This window comes from Alcanivorax sp. 1008, from assembly GCF_020667895.1.
Lineage (GTDB): Bacteria > Pseudomonadota > Gammaproteobacteria > Pseudomonadales > Alcanivoracaceae > PGZG01.
In genome coordinates, this window is sequence record NZ_JAFMPS010000008.1 from 94,608 (window position 1) to 110,637 (window position 16,030).

At 56.8% G+C, this 16,030-nt stretch carries 15 protein-coding genes; 14 read left to right on the forward strand and 1 reads right to left on the reverse strand.

Annotated elements, in window-relative coordinates:
• The first annotated feature begins 208 nt into the window (after nt 1-208).
• From sufB to J1C54_RS10815, 13 genes are all read left to right on the forward strand, one after another.
• Nucleotides 209-1,651: a Fe-S cluster assembly protein SufB gene (gene sufB / locus J1C54_RS10755; protein WP_229147357.1), complete on the forward strand. Its 1,443-nt coding sequence runs from the start codon at nt 209-211 to the stop codon at nt 1,649-1,651.
• Between the two features lie 43 nt (nt 1,652-1,694).
• A complete protein-coding gene (gene sufC, locus J1C54_RS10760; RefSeq protein WP_229147361.1) occupies nt 1,695-2,450 on the forward strand; it encodes a Fe-S cluster assembly ATPase SufC in 756 nt (251 codons plus the stop codon).
• Nucleotides 2,447-3,676: a Fe-S cluster assembly protein SufD gene (gene sufD, locus J1C54_RS10765; RefSeq protein WP_229147363.1), complete on the forward strand. Its 1,230-nt coding sequence runs from the start codon at nt 2,447-2,449 to the stop codon at nt 3,674-3,676. The genes sufC and sufD overlap by 4 nt, the downstream gene beginning before the upstream one ends.
• Nucleotides 3,676-4,887 (forward strand): aminotransferase class V-fold PLP-dependent enzyme, encoded by a 1,212-nt coding sequence (locus J1C54_RS10770; protein ID WP_229147367.1) that lies wholly within the window; start codon nt 3,676-3,678, stop codon nt 4,885-4,887. Before sufD ends, J1C54_RS10770 begins: the two co-directional genes overlap by 1 nt.
• Nucleotides 4,888-4,899: 12 nt before the next feature.
• Nucleotides 4,900-5,259 carry an iron-sulfur cluster assembly accessory protein gene (locus J1C54_RS10775; RefSeq protein ID WP_229147371.1) on the forward strand — a complete coding sequence of 120 codons (360 nt, stop codon included), beginning with the start codon at nt 4,900-4,902 and terminating at the stop codon, nt 5,257-5,259.
• On the forward strand, nt 5,256-5,798 hold the full coding sequence (gene sufT / locus J1C54_RS10780) for a putative Fe-S cluster assembly protein SufT (RefSeq protein WP_229147373.1): 543 nt from the start codon (nt 5,256-5,258) through the stop codon (nt 5,796-5,798). Before J1C54_RS10775 ends, sufT begins: the two co-directional genes overlap by 4 nt.
• A complete protein-coding gene (locus tag J1C54_RS10785) occupies nt 5,798-6,244 on the forward strand; it encodes a SufE family protein (protein ID WP_229147376.1) in 447 nt (148 codons plus the stop codon). The genes sufT and J1C54_RS10785 overlap by 1 nt, the downstream gene beginning before the upstream one ends.
• A 126-nt stretch (nt 6,245-6,370) precedes the next feature.
• Nucleotides 6,371-7,249 (forward strand): branched-chain amino acid ABC transporter permease, encoded by an 879-nt coding sequence (locus tag J1C54_RS10790; RefSeq protein WP_229147379.1) that lies wholly within the window; start codon nt 6,371-6,373, stop codon nt 7,247-7,249.
• A 3-nt stretch (nt 7,250-7,252) separates the two neighbouring features.
• Nucleotides 7,253-8,350, forward strand: coding sequence for a branched-chain amino acid ABC transporter permease (locus tag J1C54_RS10795; protein WP_229147384.1), 1,098 nt, complete (start codon nt 7,253-7,255; stop codon nt 8,348-8,350).
• Nucleotides 8,347-9,117: an ABC transporter ATP-binding protein gene (locus J1C54_RS10800; RefSeq protein ID WP_229147387.1), complete on the forward strand. Its 771-nt coding sequence runs from the start codon at nt 8,347-8,349 to the stop codon at nt 9,115-9,117. Before J1C54_RS10795 ends, J1C54_RS10800 begins: the two co-directional genes overlap by 4 nt.
• Nucleotides 9,114-9,908 carry an ABC transporter ATP-binding protein gene (locus tag J1C54_RS10805; protein ID WP_229147389.1) on the forward strand — a complete coding sequence of 265 codons (795 nt, stop codon included), beginning with the start codon at nt 9,114-9,116 and terminating at the stop codon, nt 9,906-9,908. The genes J1C54_RS10800 and J1C54_RS10805 overlap by 4 nt, the downstream gene beginning before the upstream one ends.
• Nucleotides 9,908-11,713, forward strand: a complete 1,806-nt coding sequence (locus tag J1C54_RS10810; RefSeq protein ID WP_255612612.1) for a long-chain fatty acid--CoA ligase — start codon at nt 9,908-9,910, stop codon at nt 11,711-11,713. The genes J1C54_RS10805 and J1C54_RS10810 overlap by 1 nt, the downstream gene beginning before the upstream one ends.
• Before the next feature lie 14 nt (nt 11,714-11,727).
• Entirely contained in the window at nt 11,728-12,894 is a 1,167-nt protein-coding gene (locus J1C54_RS10815) for an ABC transporter substrate-binding protein (RefSeq protein WP_229147390.1), read from the forward strand.
• Nucleotides 12,895-12,897: 3 nt separating this feature from the next.
• Here the strand turns inward: J1C54_RS10815 and J1C54_RS10820 are convergent, their stop codons facing one another.
• Complete coding sequence (locus J1C54_RS10820) at nt 12,898-15,111, reverse strand: EAL domain-containing protein (protein ID WP_229147391.1); 2,214 nt, start codon at nt 15,109-15,111, stop codon at nt 12,898-12,900.
• A gap of 259 nt (nt 15,112-15,370) precedes the next feature.
• Between J1C54_RS10820 and J1C54_RS10825 the strand changes: the two genes are divergently transcribed.
• Complete coding sequence (locus J1C54_RS10825) at nt 15,371-15,985, forward strand: DUF2202 domain-containing protein (RefSeq protein ID WP_229147394.1); 615 nt, start codon at nt 15,371-15,373, stop codon at nt 15,983-15,985.
• The last annotated feature ends 45 nt before the right edge of the window (nt 15,986-16,030 follow it).

Consider the following 16,030-nt stretch of genomic DNA (forward strand, 5'->3'; position numbering starts at 1 on the left):
CGCATGCAGTGCCTCTTTTTATACCACTGCAGCGGCTGTGACAGCGGTATTTTGTGAGCGTTCACTTACCTACTATCACCGGAGATAGCCGCTGGAGGCCACTAGCAGCAGGCCGAGTTCAACAGATCAATAGTTGACTGTTTTAGTCAAGTATTGAGACAATTCCGCAGCACCGGTGCGAACAGCCGCACGGGCGGGGAGATCCAAGATGAGCACAGAAGCCGAAATCGACAAACTGGTACGCCGTGAATATGCCGCCGGCTTTACCACCTCCGTAGAGTCGGAAACCCTGCCCCCGGGGCTGGATGAGAGCGTGATCCGCCATATCTCATCACGCAAGGGCGAGCCGGAATGGCTGCTTCAGTGGCGCCTGGATGCGTACCAAAAGTGGTTGAAGATGACGCCACCGGAGTGGGCCCATATCCACCACCCGCCGATCGACTTCAATGAAGTGTCCTATTTCTCAGCCCCCAAGAGCATGGCGGATCGCCCGCAGAGCCTTGATGAAGTCGACCCGGAGCTGCTGCGCACCTACGAAAAGCTTGGCATCCCCCTGCATGAACAGGCCGCTCTGGCCGGGGTCGCCGTGGATGCAGTATTTGACTCGGTATCCATTGGCACTACTTTCCGTGGCAAACTCAAAGAAGCCGGCGTAATTTTTTGCTCTATCTCCGAAGCCGTGCATGAGTACCCGGAGCTAATCAAGGAATACCTGGGCTCGGTGGTCCCCCAGGGCGACAACTTCTACGCCGCACTGAACTCTGCAGTGTTCTCTGACGGCTCCTTTGTTTACATCCCCAAGGGGGTGAAATGCCCAATGGAGCTGTCCACCTATTTCCGCATTAATGAAGCCAAGACAGGCCAGTTCGAGCGCACTCTGATCGTTGCTGATGAAGGCAGTCAGGTCAGCTACCTGGAAGGCTGCACCGCCCCCATGCGCGATGAAAATCAGCTGCACGCAGCGGTCGTCGAGCTGGTGGCTCGCAAGGATGCGAAGATCAAGTACTCAACCGTCCAGAACTGGTATCCGGGCGATGAAGAGGGCCGCGGCGGCATTTATAACTTCGTTACCAAGCGTGGTGTGGCCCACGAAAACGCCCATATTTCCTGGACTCAGGTAGAGACCGGTTCGGCCATTACCTGGAAATACCCGAGTGTGGTTCTGCGTGGTGATAACTCCGTAGGCGAGTTTTACTCAGTGGCCCTGACCCGCGGCCGCCAGCAGGCCGACACCGGCACCAAAATGATCCATATGGGCAAGAACACCAAAAGCACCATCATTTCCAAAGGCATTTCCGCCGGCCGCAGTGAAAATACCTATCGCGGTCTGGTGCGAATCAGTCCACGGGCGGAAGGTGCTCGTAACTTCACCCAGTGCGACTCACTGTTGATCGGTGACCAGTGCGGCGCCCACACCTTCCCCTATATTGAAAGCCGCAACCCGTCGGCAACGCTGGAACACGAAGCCACTACCTCCAAGGTCAGCGACGACCAGCTGTTCCTGTGCCGACAACGCGGTATCGATACCGAAAAAGCGGTATCCATGATTGTTAATGGTTTTTGCAAGGAAGTGTTCCGGGAGCTGCCGATGGAGTTTGCCGTGGAAGCCGGCAAACTTCTCGAGGTCAGCCTCGAAGGCTCGGTCGGTTAACTCCGCAACACTGATTGATTTATTACGTATTCAGGACACGCACATGCTCGAAGTTCGCGATCTGCACGCTGCCGTCGAAGGCAAGGAAATCCTCAAAGGCCTTACGCTGACGGTTAAGCCGGGCGAAGTACACGCCATCATGGGGCCAAACGGCTCCGGCAAAAGCACCCTGTCTAATGTGCTGGCCGGCCGTGATGGCTATGAGATCACCAGCGGCGAAGTGCTGTTCGAAGGCCAGCCCCTCGCCGACATGGAAACCGAGGAGCGCGCCCGGGCCGGTATTTTTCTGGCGTTTCAATACCCGGTGGAAATCCCCGGGGTGTCAAATATGGAATTTCTTAAAGCCTCACTGGAGGCTGTGCGCGCCGCGCAGGGCAAGGAACCACTGGATGCGGTTACCTTGCTGCGTCGTGCCCGCGAAGCATGCCAACACGTTAATCTGGATCAGCAGTTCCTCAAGCGCGGGGTTAACGAAGGCTTCTCCGGCGGCGAAAAAAAGCGCAACGAAATTATGCAGATGATGCTGCTGGAGCCGAAGCTGGCGCTGCTGGATGAAACCGACTCCGGTCTGGATATTGACGCACTGCAAGTGGTCGCCAAAGGGGTAAATGCATTGCGTAGCCCGGAACGCTCCATCGTTCTGGTCACCCACTACCAGCGCCTGCTTGATTATATCGTTCCGGACTTCGTCCATGTTCTGGCGGACGGACGCATCATTAAATCCGGGGGCAAGGAACTGGCTCTGGAACTGGAACAGAAAGGTTACGGCTGGCTGACCGGAGAGGAAGAATCCGCATGACTCCGGCCGAACAGCTAAAACAGAACTCTGTAACGCTAGCCAGCAATGCGCAGCACCAGGACGGACTGGCAGCGCACCGTGGCGAAGCGCTGGACAAGCTCAGACTCCTGCCTTTCCCGGAGAAAAAACAGGAGGCATGGAAGTACACCGGGCTGAACGCCCTGACCGCAGGGCAGCTTGAGCGTGTCGCTCCCGCCCTGAGTGCAGATGCAGACATTGCATCCTCTATTCCTTCACTTGGCGACTGCTTGATTGTGGTCGGCAATGGCGTATTGACTGGACAATTACCGGCACCCAACGGACTATCCATTACTCCCCTGTCAGCAGACAGCATCAATGATGCATCACCTGATACCTTTTTTGGGTGGCTTAATACGGCAAGCCTCAGCCACGGTCTGCTCCTTAAAACCGAGCCTAACGTCAAGGTAGCCGGCATCGTTCATCTGGTATTTTTCAATCAGGCACAGACGCCATGTCACGCTACCAACCGGCTACAGATTGAACTGGCCGAAGGCAGTGAGCTAACCGTTATTGAGCACTACATCGGCAGCGGTCCGATTCTGACCAATGCTCTGACTCACATTCAGGCGGGGGCCAATAGCCGCCTTACCCACTACCGTCTGCAAAGTGAAAGCGCTGATAGTCTGCATATCGGCAACCTGCAAATTGACCAGCAACGGGACAGTCGGGTGGACTCCAGCCAGCTGATGCGCGGCAATGTATTGCGCCGCAACGACGTTCATGTACGGATGCTGGAGAGTGGCGCCGATCTAGCCATGCGTGGAGTATTTATTGCCCGCGACAAAAGCCATATCGACAACCATATCAACGTCGAACACGTCGCCCCGCACTGCCATTCCGATCAGGTTTACAAGGGCATAGCGGGAGAAAATGGCCGCGCCGTATTTAACGGACGCATTCATATTCACCAGTATGCCAAGGGTAGTGATGCAGGCTTGTCGAATAACAATATGCTGCTGTCTAACGAAGCAGAGATCGACAGCAAACCGGAATTGGAAATCTATAACGACGATGTGAAGTGTGCCCATGGCACCACCATCGGCCAGATGGATGCGGGACAATTGTTCTATCTGCGCTCCCGTGGCATTGATGCAGCCAGCGCCAAGCGCATGCTCGGCACTGGCTTTGTCAATGAAACCCTGCACGCCATGCAGGACGAGGCGGTGCGCGAATGGGCCACCCAATGGCTCGGTGAGGCGCTTTAATGAGCTTTGATATTGCCGCCCTGCGTGCTCAGTTTCCGATCCTGTCGCAGACAGTGCGGGGCAAGGCACTGGCATATCTTGATAACGGCGCAACCACGCAGAAGCCGGAAGCGGTAATGCATGCTGTGGATGCCTACTACCGCGAGTGCAACAGCAATGTCCATCGTGGCGCCCACTACCTGAGCGATGAAGCCACTACCCGGTTCGAGAATGCTCGCCAGAGCGTGGCCGACTTTGTTAACGCCAGTCGCGAGGAAATCATCTGGACTCGCGGTACCACGGAAAGCATTAATTTGGTGGCCAGCTGCCACGGCGCCAGCCTGAAGGCCGGCGATGAAGTGATCATTTCCACACTGGAGCATCACTCCAATATCGTTCCCTGGCAGATGGCTTGCGAACGAAGCGGCGCTACCTTGAAAGTCATCCCGATGCAGCCAGATGGCAGTCTGGATCTTGCCGCATACCGGGCACTGCTTAACGAGCGCACCCGCATTGTCGCCGTGACGCACGTTTCCAATGCTCTTGGCACGGTGAATCCGGTAGCCGATATGATTCGTGACGCAAAAGCGGTCGGTGCGGCCACCTTGCTGGATGGTGCTCAGGCCGTGTCACACTTCAACATCGATGTGCGCGCTTTGGATTGTGATTTCTACGCATTCTCTGGCCACAAGCTATTCGGCCCCACAGGCATCGGTGTGCTATATGGCCGCAAGGAGCTGCTTGAAGCCATGCCACCGTGGTTAGGCGGCGGGGAGATGATTGAAACCGTCAGCTTTGAGCGCAGCACCTGGAACCGCTTGCCATACAAGTTCGAAGCCGGCACCCCGAACATAGCCGGAGCTATCGGCCTGGGCGCGGCCATCGATTGGCTGCGAGGACAGGATCGTAGCGCACTGGCCGCCCATGAAGCGGAGCTGCTGCACGACGCCACTGCCCGCGCCGAAGCGTTCGAAGGTATGCGCCTGATAGGAACCGCCCCCGGAAAAGTGGCCGTCTTATCGTTCCTGCTTGATGGTGCACACCCCCATGATGTGGGCCAGCTGCTCGACCAGCAGGGCGTCGCCGTACGCACCGGTCATCACTGCACCATGCCGTTGATGGACTGCCTTGGCATTCCGGGCACGGTGCGCGCATCATTCTCAATCTATAATGACAGCACCGATATCGAGCGCCTGTTCAATGCGCTGGAAAAGGTAAAGAGTTTTCTCTAGGAGGCGTCCATCATGAGCGTACAGACCTACGTGCCCGGCGGCGTCAGCGTCCGCATGACGCCGACCGCTGAACAGCAGGCCCGCAAGGAAATCCGTCGCGAGAGCGCGCGTGGCCTGCGGCTGGCAGTAAAGCCCTCTGGCTGCTCCGGCTATATGTATGTGCTCGACTATGTCCGCGACAATAATCCGCAGGATAAATCCATTGCTATTGCCGATGACGTCACCCTGTTTATCGACAACGGCAGCGTCAGCATCGTCAACGGCACGGAAATCGACTACGTCACCGAGGGCGTCAACAGCTTCTTCAAATTTCGCAACCCGAACGCCACCGGCGAATGTGGCTGTGGCGAGAGTTTCACGGTTAACGCATGAGCGAGCAACGGACTGTTGTGACTTTTCGTGATGTGTCAGCCCGGCTGGTGCCCGCCGGCGCCCCCATCACCATAAAGAAAAATACCTTCGTTAATATCAAGCAGGCCCTCGGCGGAACCTGGACGGTGACGGTAAACGGCAACATGGCCCGCATCGATGGCACCGACGGCGATGCCATTGGCATGCAGCCGCTGGAGCTCAACTTCGATCCGCCTGAAGCTGACGGCAGTGTGCGCCGCGACGATATCGACAAGGTCATGCGCACCATCTTTGATCCGGAAATACCCGTCAATATTGTGGATCTGGGCCTGGTGTATGGCTGCGACGTGATACGCCGCGACAATCAGAATGTGGTGCAAGTACGCATGACTCTGACCGCCCCTACCTGTGGCATGGGCCCGGTGCTAATCAGCGATGTTGAGTATCGACTTGGCCTGATTCCCAATGTGGACAAGGTCGAGGTTGAGCTGGTTTTTGAGCCGCCATGGAGCCGGGATATGATGACCGAAGAAGCACAACTCGAACTCGGATTGTTCTAATGGAATCTTTTTACAGCGAATCTCCCTTTGGCACTTCGATTACTGCCGAGGAAGTACTCGACAGCATTGGCTTTCTGGATGACTGGGAGGAGCGCTACCGTTATATCATTGATCTGGGCAAGTCACTTCCGGCACTGCCAGATGAGTTGAAAACTGAAGAGCGTTTCGTTCGTGGATGTCAGAGTCAGGTATGGCTTACACAGCAGTTTGATCAAGCAGAAAACAGGATTTATCTAGCCGTAGACAGTGATGCTCTGATCGTTCGCGGCCTGGCTGCCATTGTACTGGCCGCACTGAACCGGAAATCCCCCCAGGAAATCCTCGACTACGATATGGAAGCCTATTTCAGCAAGCTTGACCTGCTCAAGCATCTGAGCCCAACGCGAGGCAACGGTGTTCAAGCAATGGTGGCTCGGGTTCGGGACGAAGCGCAACGTCTCGTCTGATTTTCTGCAGCAGAATTCACCCATTATTCACCCATAAACAATTCGTCAAACTTTACGCACTAGCTCCTGCGCATCTCATCCGCTACTCTTCAAGAGGTTCGATGTAGCCCTCGGGAGAAGGGATTAATGGATATCCTTCAGCTGCTGGTCAGCGGGATTGCCAACGGTTGTATCTATGGCCTGCTGGCGCTGGGTTTTGTGCTCATTTACAAGGCCTCCGAAGCGGTCAATTTCGCCCAGGGCGACATGCTCATGCTGGGTGCTTTTCTCGGCATTGCTTTCATCAATACCGGCAATGCGGATTTGCCCTTCCTGATTGGCCTGACACTATCCGCGCTCGTTATGGGGATATTCGGCTACCTGCTTGATCGTTTTGTGCTACGCGGCATCTTCGGTCAACCGCAGTTCGCCATGGTGATTCTTACCATCGCCCTCGGCTTCCTGATCCGCTTTGCCGCTGGTGCCATCTGGGGACACGATCCGGTGTCACTGCAAACCCCATTCGCTGGTAGAACTCTGGAGCTTGGCAGCCTGATCGTGCCGGTGGTCGATGCCGTCATCATCCTCGCCACAGTGGCACTAACCACTACCCTGTATTTCTTTTTTGCTCACACACGCCTTGGTGTCGCCATGCAGGCCAGCAGCCAGAATCAGATGGCCGCCTACTACATGGGCATTCCGGTGAAGCGGGTCAACTCGATTGTCTGGGCCCTGTCCGGCGTGGTTGCAGCTATCGCCGGGGTGCTGTTTGCCGCCAAGGGCGCGGTGGAGCCATCGGTAGGGCTGCTGTTCGGCATCAAGGCCTTTGCCGCTGCGGTTATTGGTGGCCTTGGCTCATTGCCCGGCGCCCTCGCCGGCGGACTGCTGGTGGGCATTGTCGAGCCATTTGCGGCTCGTTACCTGCCCGCCGGTTCCAGCCAGATCGCCCCATACGTACTGATGCTGCTGGTGCTGATCCTGCGCCCCGGCGGCCTGTTTGCCCAGATCAGTCAGAAGAAGGTGTAACTGATGCGAGTCCGGTTCAAAAGCAGTTACGACGACGATATCAACCTGTTCGAGGATCGCTGGCATCTGCTCCAGTTCGGTCTGCTGCTGGCGGCGGCGGTTGTTGCGCCCTGGTTGCTGGGCAGCTACTACCTCGGCGAACTGACCTCGGTACTGATTTGGGCGCTGGCCGGACTCGGCCTGATGCTGATTACCGGCCACACCGGTCAGGTCAGTCTCGGTCATGCGGCATTTATGGCCATTGGCGCCTTTACCAATCTGGCGCTAATGCTGCGGGGCTGGAATTTTTTTCCGGCACTGATTGCCAGCGCGCTGGTATCGGGCGTTATCGGCGCCATTATTGCCCGGCCAATCCTGCGTATGAGCGGCATTTACCTGGCCATTGCCACGCTGGCGCTCAGCATCATCATTGAGGATGTGGCGATCATGGCGGCGCCGATTACCGGCGGTGTATCCGGCCTGTTTGCTCCGACCATCGAACTGTTTGGCGTGCAGGCAGACCGCTACGGCGACCCGGCCATGTTCTATTACCTGTGTCTGGCGCTGCTGGTATTGGTGACGCTGGCTTACCTCAACCTGTTGCGCTCGCCCACCGGCCGCTCGTTTCTTGCCGTGCGCGACAGCGAAGTATCCGCTCGTGCACTGGGCGTCAACGTGGCGCGCGCCAAAACCCTTGCGTTTAGTCTTTCCTGTGCCATTACCGGCCTGGCCGGCGCCATGTATGCGCATCTGGTTCAGGCAGTGAACTATGAAAGCTTTCTTGTGCTGATCTCGATCACGCTGTTACTGCAGGTAGTGATTGGTGGGCTCGGTTCAATACACGGCGCTTTCTTTGGCGCCATCGTTGTGGTCATGCTGCCGCAATTAATTGCCATCACCCGTGACCTGCTGAACAACAGTTTCGGTATCAGTATGGCCTCCTATCCGGGCATGGATACCGCCGTGTTTGCCCTGATCATTCTGCTAATGGTGATCTACGAACCCCGAGGCATTTACGGCATCTGGATAAAGGTACGTACCTGGCTCGAACTGTTCCCGCTGTATCGCAAGGGCATGTTCCGCCGCTCGCGTACCTACCTGAAAACGGAGCGCATGCGATGAGCCTGTTGCAGGTCGAGAATCTGTCGATTGCCTTCGGTGGTGTCAAAGCCGTCGACGGTGTCAGTTTCAGTGTCGAGCCGGGCGAGGTGTTTACCATTGTTGGCCCCAATGGCGCCGGCAAGTCGACCATCTTCAATCTGATCAGCCGGCTTTATGAAGCCAGCAGCGGTCAGATTATTTTCGATGGTCAGGACATTACCCATCGACCGGCCCACGATGTGGCCAGGCTCGGCATCGCCCGCACCTTCCAGAATATCGAGCTGTTTGATCACTCCACTGTGCTGCAGAACCTGCTGATCGGCCGGCACTCGCGGCGTGGCACGCACTGGTGGGAGGATCTGCTGTTCCTGCCGAAAGTACGTCGCAGCGAGCGCGAGCATCGTCGTATCGTCGAGGAAGTGATCGACTTTCTTGAACTGGCCGCCTATCGCGACAAGCTGATTGCCGGCCTGCCCTATGGCGTGCGCAAGGTGGTGGAAATTGCCCGGGCGCTGGCCTCACAGCCGCGCCTGATTCTGCTGGATGAACCAGCCTCTGGCCTGAGCGTGGAAGAAACCCAGAACATGGCCTGGTGGATCGAGGACATGCAGAAGGATCTGGGCCTGAGTGTACTGATGGTGGAACACGACATGAGTCTGGTGTCGCGGGTCTCCGACCGGGTGCTGGCGGTGGCGGAAGGCAAACCACTGGCACTGGGCACAGCAGCCGAAGTACAGGCGCATGCGAAAGTGATCGAAGCGTATCTGGGCACGGAGGCGGCGTCATGACGGTAAGAGCCATCAGTGCGCTACTGGATGTGCGCAATCTGGAAACCTTTTATGGCCCGGTAATGGCCCTGCGCGGTGTCTCCATCGAAGTGCCGGAAGGCAGCATCGTCACCATTCTCGGTGCCAACGGCGCCGGCAAGACCACCCTGATGAAAACGGTGTCCGGGGCGCTGGCGCCGCACAAGGGCAATATCCAGTTCCGCGGCCAGCGCATTGATGGTCTGGAGCCGGATGTTCTGGTCAAGCGCGGCATTGCCCATGTCCCCGAAGGCCGCGAGGTATTTCCGTTTCTGAGCGTCGCCGAGAACCTGATGATGGGTGCCTACACCCGCCGTGACCGGACGGAAATAAGCCGCGATATCGACATGGTGTATGACTATTTCCCGATCCTGCGCGAACGCCGTCAGCAAAATGCCGGCACCCTGTCCGGCGGCCAGCAGCAAATGCTGGCCATTGGCCGTGGTCTGATGTCACGCCCTTCGCTGATGCTGCTCGACGAGCCTTCGCTGGGACTGTCACCGCTGCTGGTACAGGAAATCTTTGCCATCGTTCGCCGCCTGAATCAGGAACAGGGTGTCACCATCCTGCTGGTGGAACAGAACGCCCATGTTGCCCTGCAGACCGCCGACTATGGCTATGTACTGGAAACCGGCCGCATTGTGATGGCCGGCTCGGCAGAAAAACTGCTCAACTCCGATGACATCCGCGAGTTCTATCTTGGCCAGTCGGCTGATCAGGATAGCGATGCGCGGGCCGACAAACGCTGGAAACGCAAGAAGACCTGGCGCTGATGATGAACGAAACCGCAATTCACATTGAAGACTGCGATACCGTCGTCAAGCTCTGGCGCAAGAAGTGTCTGGAGCGCGGCGACCAGATCGCTCACCGCGAAAAGGATCTGGGTATCTGGCAGCGTTTCAGCTGGCTGGATTATTACCACAGCGCCCGCGCCATCGGCGTTGCCTTGATGCAGTTGGGCTTGCAACGGGGCCAACCGGTATCGATCCTGAGCGAAGACAACAAGGAATGGCTGTATTGCGACATGGGCATTGTCGGTGCCGGTGGCATCAGCAATGGCATCTATACCACCGACAGCGCCGAGCAGCTTGCCTATCTGATCAACGACAGCGGCTCGGCATTCCTGTTTGTCGAGAATGACGAACAGCTTGATAAATATCTGACCGTAAGGGATCAGGTTCCAACCCTGAAAAAAGTCATTGTCTATGATCGCAAGGGGCTGCGTAATTTCAGCGACCCGATGGTGATGTTCCTTGATGAACTGATCACTCTGGGCGAATCCATGGAGGATGCGGAGCAACGCTTCGCCGCGAGCGTTGCAGAAAGCCGGCCTGACGAAATCCGCATGCTGATCTACACCTCCGGCACCACCGGCGCACCGAAGGGCGCCATGATCAGCCATCGCAATATTCTGTTCCAGCTGAAAGCCGGCGAAACCATGCTGGAGGCTCTGGATAGTGACGAACAGCTCTGTTTCCTGCCGCTTTGCCATATTCTCGAACGGTTGGTGTCAGTGGAAATGCCCACCTACAAGGGCTGCACGGTGAATTTTGCCGAAAGCCCGGAAACGGTGTTCGACAACTTGCGCGAAGTGTCACCACATACCTTCACTGCCGTGCCGCGACTGTGGGAAAAGATCTACAGCAGCATTATGAATATGCGCACCGATGCCACCGCATTCGGCCGCTGGGCGTTCGATCAGGCGATAGCTTCAGGACGATCCTTTCACGATGCCGCCGCTGCCACGCTGGCGCAACGGCTGCGCTATCGGCTATGGGACCTGCTGGTGCTGCGCAACCTGCGCAACATGATTGGTATGGGTCGGATTCGTCGGGCCACCACCGGCGCCGCGCCAATTTCCCCGGATCTGATTAGCTGGTTCCATGCCATCGGCGTACCGCTTTATGAAGGCTATGGCATGACAGAAAGCACCGGAGTCATTTCGGTCAACACCGCCGACCGGCAGTCCATCGGCACGGTGGGGCATGTGTTGCCGGGCACCGAAGTACGTATCTCTGAGCAGGGGGAAATTCTGGTGCGCGGCGGCCACGTCTTTGCCGGCTACTGGAAGAAGCCGGAGAAAACCGCCGAGGATATTCGCGACGGCTGGCTGCATACCGGCGACATGGGCAAGCTGGAAAACGGTATGCTGACCATTACCGGGCGCATCAAGGACATCATCATCACCGCCGGCGGCAAGAACATTACCCCGGCCGAGATCGAGAGCAAACTCAAGTTCTCGCCGTTTATTTCCGACGCCGTGGTAATCGGCGACCAACGCAAATACCTGACCTGCCTGATCATGATTGATCAGGAAAACGTGGAAAAGTTTGCTCAGGATAATCAGGTGCACTTCTCTGACTTTGCTTCGCTGTGCCGCGCCGCCGAGGTACTGGAAATGATTGGCGGCATTGTTGAAGAGGTTAACAAATCCTTTGCCCAGGTGGAGCAGATCAAGTACTTCCGCCTGATTGATGTGCTACTGACCGCCGAAGACGACGAGCTGACCGCCACCATGAAACTGAAGCGTTCATTTGTCGAGAAAAAGCACAAGGCGCTGATTGATTCCATGTACTGAACAAGGAGAGAACGGTGAAAAAGATCTGGCTGGCTGCGCTGGCAGCACTGACCGTCGGTTGCTCCGAGCAACCGGAAACCCGCGGCATTACCGACACGGAAGTGGTTATCGGTGGCATCCATGATCTGTCCGGGGTGTTTGCCGCGTTCTCCACTCCGGCGGTACGGGCCGCCAACCTGTATTTCGACGAGGTCAACCGCAATGGCGGCGTCCACGGTCGCACCATTCGCTATATCGTCGAAGACCATGCCTATCAGGTGCCTCGTGCCGCTCAGGCCACTAACAAGCTGGTCAGCCGCGATAATATCTTTGCCATGGTAATGAGTCTGGGCACGCCCCAGAATCTGGCGGCGTTTCCGGTCATGGATCGCAACGATGTGCCCAGCATTATGCCGCTGGCCCTGTCCGCGCAGATGCAAACCGAAGGCGACTTTTCCCGTCGCTTTGTGTTCGGGCCGAGCTATTACGATAGCGTTCTGGCAGGCATCAACTGGATGGCCGAGCAATATGACATCGAGAACCTGTGCATCATGTACATCCCTTCTGACTTTGGTCAGGAGGTGAATCAGGCTGTGATCGACGCTGCGGCCAACAGCGACAAGCTGACGCTCAAGGAAACCACCTCGCATCGTCCGGATGAAGGTGACTTCAGCGGCGCGCTATCTCGCCTGCGTGCTGCAGAATGCCAACTGGTGGCCGTGGCGCTGGCGGTTCGGCCGATCATCTCGGTTACCGCGGCGGCCCGTGACATGGGCTGGACCGACGTCAAGTTCATGGTTTCCCAGGCCGGATTCCACTCCGCTGTCGCCGCTGCGCCTGGCAATGCCACCGAAGGCCTGTACGGCGTTTCGGCTTGGCAGGATATCCATACCCGTCAGGACACCCCGGAAACCGCAGCATGGATTGACAGCTACCAGCAAGCGGCCGGTGAGTTTCCAAGCAGCGGCGCCGTGCTGGGTCACGTCGGTGCCGATATATTTGTACGGGCCCTGCAGGCGGCAGGAAGGGACCTGAGTGTTGACGGCTTGGTGGCAGCCATGGAAACCATGGATTTTGTCGAGCCGGTCACCGGAGTACACGTGAAGATGTCCGCCGACAATCACGAAGCTGCCAGTGGCATTCACATATCACGAGTCGAGAATGGCATCTGGACACCACTTACAGTGATCAACCAGAACTGAGCACTACTCTGTGTTGGTTACGGCAGGCGATGCCTCGAGCAGGTGCCTGCCAATCTCTTCAAGCGACAGCGGTTTGCCCACGCCATAGCCCTGCAGGTAGTCCACACCCAGCGCAGTCACTGCGCTGGCGATGCCTGGGTGCTCGACATATTCCGCCACTGTTTTCAGTCCCATGGTCCGGGCTACCTGAGTAATCGATGAGACAATTGCCTGATCAACTGAATCATGTTCAATGTTACGGATAAATCGTCCGTCAATTTTCAAGACGTCAAAGGGAAAGCTGGTCAGGTAGTCAAAGGTCGCTAGCCCGGTACCGAAATCATCCAGAGAAATAGCAAACCCCAAATCGCGCAAGCGACCCAGCAACTCACACGCAGCGGGCCAATCAGTGATCTGCTGGCTCTCTGTCACCTCGAAGCCGACCAACCCCGCTGGCAGGGGATAGCGGTCCATGAGCGATATTACCCACGTCGGAAAGTCCGGATCTGCCAGCACATCACCTGATAGGTTGATTGCCACCTTTCCCAGCTTCCCCGCCTCATCGGGTCGCTGGTGCAACCAGGCAAATGCCCTTTCCACGACCCAGCGATCCAGTTGTCCCATCAACCCGTAATCCTGTGCCACCGGAAGAAAAACCGCCGGTGAGACGAGTTTGTTATCACGGTCCAGCATGCGTAGCAAGATTTCGAAATACGGCTTTTCCGGGACCGACTGCACCGAGCGAATTTCTTGCCCGTAAAGCAGAAAGCGATTTTCACTGAGGGCGCCCTTTACCTCCTCAAGCATGGCCAGCTTTTGCTGTCGGCCCACTACCATATCGTCGTTCATGCGACAGCGAAAAAATGGCCGGTCAGTCAGCTGTGCCGCGTGGCGGGCCGCCTGACCGGCAGCAGACAGGGCTGACTCCAGGGCATCGCCCGGGGACAGCTCAATAACGCCAATGGACACACTCAACACATAAACAGACCCATCACGGCTGAAGGCAAAACCCTGAAGGGACTGCCACACCTCATCCAACCGGGCCTCACCCTGACTATCGTCCGGGCCGTGCCAAAAAATCCCGAACACCCCGGCGCTGAGCCGAGCCACCGCAACCGGACCCATCAGCTCAGTCACCTTGGCGCCCACATACCGCTCAAGAGCCCGTACGAAGTCCAGATCCAGCAAGTCCTGAGCCTCGGCAAAGTTGCCAATCTCCAGCACTACAAGAAACTGCCGGTGCCCGGAAAATTTCTTGCGGCCAATACGAACCCGTTCCAGCAGACCACGATCATTGAGCAGCCCTGTGCGCAAGTCCCGTCGTGCCTGCTCGCGAAAGCTACGCGACAACGCGGCACGGTCCTGACTCACCGACTGCACCAGCTGCGACATCAACGTCATCATAAAGATCACCAGCACCGCCTCGACCAGCAGAAAGCCGGCGGGCAGGCCTAGCATGCGAATGCTGATCACCACATAGCCCAACACAATGGAAGCAACCAGCGGCACTGCCACCAGCGCAAGCCAGCGCTGACCGCTCATCGCTGCCCAGGCCAACATGGGGAAATACAGATAGGTCAGAGCCTTGCCATAATCGGGCTGACCATACAGCAATGCCTGCGCGCTCAGCACAATCAACAGCCCCAGCAGGACAAAGAAAATAACCGTGCGCAATTTCGGCAAAGACAGGCGGAAGCCACCAACAAGGGATCGAATAGCCTGCTCAGCAAGTGGCGCAAACAGCATCACTCCGAGAGCTTCCGACAGCCAGTAAACCAGCCACACATCGATCAGGCGGAAGTCAGCAAACATGCCTTGCTGATAGAGCGCCGCCGTAGTCATAAGTGAGGTAGGCAGCAAGGCAAGTAAGGCGCCCCAGAAATAGAATCGCAGCGTATCAGGCAGGGAGCTAAGCAATGGGCGGTTAGATAATCTGCTGCGCAGCAGCGCTCCTGCCAGTGCGGACTGGAGGCTCTGCTCGAGCAGAATAAGAACAACCACCTGAGAGTCGTGTCCACGCCAGACAAGCCATACTGCCAGCACCACGGCGTAAAGCAGCACCGCTCTGAAGCCCAGCACCAGCACCGCGCCAATGGCAATCCCCAGAGGTGGCCAGATGGCAGACATCTCGGATACATCAACGGACAAAAGCCGGGACAGTTCCGCCGCCAGAAACAAAGCAAGCCCCACCAGCAGGGTGGTTGTCAGGCCTGATGGGGGCTTGCGCAAAGCGGTCATGGGGCTGCTCACAGGCATTATCAGACCTTTCAGTCTGGTCCTGCGGGCGTCAAGAAACCGTGACCCGAAACCCCTGAGCCCTCCGTAGACAGCATGTTTGCATTGCGAATCAGTCGCAAATGGCCGACGTGGATTGATCTTTGTCATTTTGGCCATCAATAAACGGCAATAACCACAGTGATCATTGAACTATAGCTTTTATCCGCTCACTAAATTTTTGACAGCAGGTTATTCCTGCCCACCGTGAAGCGAGGTCACTATGAAAAAAATACTCACGAGTGCCGCACTGGCTAGCGCCCTGATTCTGGCCACCGCTGCCATGGCTGCTCCTGCTGGTCAGAAGAAATCCAGCAGCAGCGGGTTGACGCAGGCCGAGATTGCCAACCTGCAATTTATGCGCGAGGAGGAAAAGCTTGCTCGGGATGTATATCTGATAATGGATCAGTACTGGGGTCAGCAGACCAGCGTTTTTGCAAATATCGCGGTATCAGAAGAGTCACACACAAGCACCATTAATTACCTGCTGGAGAAGTACGACATAGAAGACCCTGTTATCAGCAACGAAATCGGGGTATTTACCAACCCGGAGTTGCAGGAGCTCTACCACACACTGGTTGAGCAAGGCAGCATTTCCCTTGTTGATGGCCTCTATGTGGGAGCCCTGATCGAAGAAGTCGATATGGAAGATATCGTTGCAGCCATTGATGCAACTGATGAGCGGGCAATGATTCTGGCCTACTCCAATCTGCTTGATGGGTCGAAAAGTCATCTGCGCGGCTTCGTCGATGTCATCGAAGCTCAAGGACTGGTTTATGAAGCTCAGGTACTGGATGAGGATGAGGTTCAACTTATCCTTGAGTCCGAAGACCACTAAGCCGCGAGGAATGGCGAAAAAGAAGAAAAAGAAAAGGGCCCCTGA

What these genes read in the sequence shown, in the direction of transcription:
- J1C54_RS10790 (WP_229147379.1), top strand. Translation starts at nt 6,371, where the DNA reads ATGGATATCCTTCAGCTGCTGGTCAGCGGGATTGCCAACGGTTGTATC.
- J1C54_RS10800 (WP_229147387.1), top strand. Translation starts at nt 8,347, where the DNA reads ATGAGCCTGTTGCAGGTCGAGAATCTGTCGATTGCCTTCGGTGGTGTC.
- sufB (WP_229147357.1), top strand. Translation starts at nt 209, where the DNA reads ATGAGCACAGAAGCCGAAATCGACAAACTGGTACGCCGTGAATATGCC.
- sufT (WP_229147373.1), top strand. Translation starts at nt 5,256, where the DNA reads ATGAGCGAGCAACGGACTGTTGTGACTTTTCGTGATGTGTCAGCCCGG.
- J1C54_RS10785 (WP_229147376.1), top strand. Translation starts at nt 5,798, where the DNA reads ATGGAATCTTTTTACAGCGAATCTCCCTTTGGCACTTCGATTACTGCC.
- J1C54_RS10825 (WP_229147394.1), top strand. Translation starts at nt 15,371, where the DNA reads ATGAAAAAAATACTCACGAGTGCCGCACTGGCTAGCGCCCTGATTCTG.
- J1C54_RS10810 (WP_255612612.1), top strand. Translation starts at nt 9,908, where the DNA reads ATGATGAACGAAACCGCAATTCACATTGAAGACTGCGATACCGTCGTC.
- sufC (WP_229147361.1), top strand. Translation starts at nt 1,695, where the DNA reads ATGCTCGAAGTTCGCGATCTGCACGCTGCCGTCGAAGGCAAGGAAATC.
- J1C54_RS10795 (WP_229147384.1), top strand. Translation starts at nt 7,253, where the DNA reads ATGCGAGTCCGGTTCAAAAGCAGTTACGACGACGATATCAACCTGTTC.
- J1C54_RS10775 (WP_229147371.1), top strand. Translation starts at nt 4,900, where the DNA reads ATGAGCGTACAGACCTACGTGCCCGGCGGCGTCAGCGTCCGCATGACG.
- J1C54_RS10770 (WP_229147367.1), top strand. Translation starts at nt 3,676, where the DNA reads ATGAGCTTTGATATTGCCGCCCTGCGTGCTCAGTTTCCGATCCTGTCG.
- J1C54_RS10820 (WP_229147391.1), bottom strand. Translation starts at nt 15,111, where the DNA reads ATGACCGCTTTGCGCAAGCCCCCATCAGGCCTGACAACCACCCTGCTG.
- J1C54_RS10805 (WP_229147389.1), top strand. Translation starts at nt 9,114, where the DNA reads ATGACGGTAAGAGCCATCAGTGCGCTACTGGATGTGCGCAATCTGGAA.
- sufD (WP_229147363.1), top strand. Translation starts at nt 2,447, where the DNA reads ATGACTCCGGCCGAACAGCTAAAACAGAACTCTGTAACGCTAGCCAGC.